General features: G+C 78.9%; 2 protein-coding genes. One reads left to right on the top strand and one right to left on the bottom strand.

The window, feature by feature from the left end:
- On the top strand, nt 1–192 hold a 192-nt coding region (locus FNQ90_RS22790), incomplete at its 5' end, for a hypothetical protein (RefSeq protein WP_182608073.1).
- Between the two features lie 303 nt (nt 193–495).
- On the opposite strand, the gene FNQ90_RS22785 is transcribed toward FNQ90_RS22790, so the two are convergent.
- Nucleotides 496–1275: a hypothetical protein gene (locus FNQ90_RS22785; RefSeq protein WP_182608072.1), complete on the bottom strand. Its 780-nt coding sequence runs from the start codon at nt 1273–1275 to the stop codon at nt 496–498.
- Between the last annotated feature and the right edge of the window lie 238 nt (nt 1276–1513).

The raw sequence follows: 1513 nt of genomic DNA, 5'->3' as shown, positions 1-1513 counted from the left end.
GTGGACGACCCCGGCATCGGCATGGGCCTGTACACCGTCGCCCGATCCGCCTCCCGCCACGGGCTCACCGCCCGCCTGTCCTCCCGCCCCGGCGGCGGGGTCGTCGCCGAGGTGGTCCTCCCGGCCGCGCTGTGGGAGCCGCTGCCCGAGGCCGTGTCGGTCGCGCCGGGCACGGTCGCCCCGACCGTCTAGCGCCGCGACGGGCGGGGTCCGCCCGATGCGGGGCGGTGGCCGTCGCGGTGCGTCGCATCGGCCCCGCGACGGGCCTCCACGTCGGCGATTCCGTCGACTCGGTGCCGCGTGGAGGTGCCGTACCGGACACGGCGAGAGGGCGAACCCCGACCGGCGCCCCGGACGGCTTCGGCGGATCCGGGGTCGTCGGGCGGGCACCCGCGAGCCGACTCCTGCCCGCCATCGGGCCGGGGCGGACCGAAGAGCCGCCGGAGGAACTCCCGTGGTCGGAGTGCGATTCCGCGCCCGGGAGGGCTCACCCCATCACGGCGGCTCCGGCGGCTCCGGCGGTTCCGGCGGTTCCGGTGTCCCGACCCCGGCCGACGGCCCGTCCCCGGCGTCCCGTTCGGGGCCGGCCGCGGGCTCCCGCAGCGTCTCCAGCCGTCGCCACGCCTCGCTCCGTCGTTCCCGCCGGAGCTCGGCCTCCACCTGCCCGGCGTCCAGTTCGGCACGGGCCCGGACCGCCAGCGCGGCGGCCCGACGCTCCAACTCCTCCAGATGCCCGATCCGGGCCGCCACCCCCTCGCCGATCCGCCGCAGGTCGGCCTCCCGCTCCAGCGCCGCCGCCGGGTCCGTGCCGCCCAGCAGGAGGTACAGGGCGGCGGAGGCGTCCCCGTCCGGGGCACCGGCGCCCGGGACACCGGACCGGTACTGCGCCCGGGCGATGCTCCCGGCCTGGTTCCGCAGCGCGGAGAGTTGGGCGCGGATCGTGACCAGCCGGCCGGCGAGGACGGCGGCCCGCACCCGACGCACCAGGACGTGCCGCTCGGCGATCCGGTAGGACTCGCCGATCGCGCCGAGTTCCCGGTGCAGGGCGAGCAGTTCGGAAGGCACCCCGGGCACCCCGGACGCGTCCGGGATCCGAGCGGGCGGTGCGGCGGCTCCCGCGACCCCCACGCCGTCGGGGTCGGAGTCGTCGCTCGGGCCCGGAGGGGCGTCCGGCACGCCGGACACGGGTGTCCCGGCACCGTCGGGCTCACCCGGGGCGGCGGTGCCCGCGGCCGGCACGAGGAGGACCGTCACCAGCGCGAGCGGCACCACCACGCCGGCCCCTCGTCGGATGCCGGGCCCGATCGGGGTCGCCGGGGTACGGGGGCGCGACGGCCGGAACCACCGGCGGACGGACATCGGGACCTCCCGGAGGGTGGGCGCGGCGCGGCTCACCCGCGACCGTGCGACACCGCGAGCCGTTCCGCATCCCGGCCGTGCCGTCCGGGGGAGATCCCCGGTCCGTTCGGGTGGCGGTGGTCACCGGCACAAACGCCCCCTCACCGCCCCCGCC

The organism is Streptomyces alkaliphilus (assembly GCF_014141535.1).
Lineage (GTDB): Bacteria > Actinomycetota > Actinomycetes > Streptomycetales > Streptomycetaceae > Streptomyces > Streptomyces alkaliphilus.
This window is presented reverse-complemented; position numbering and strand designations above follow the sequence as displayed.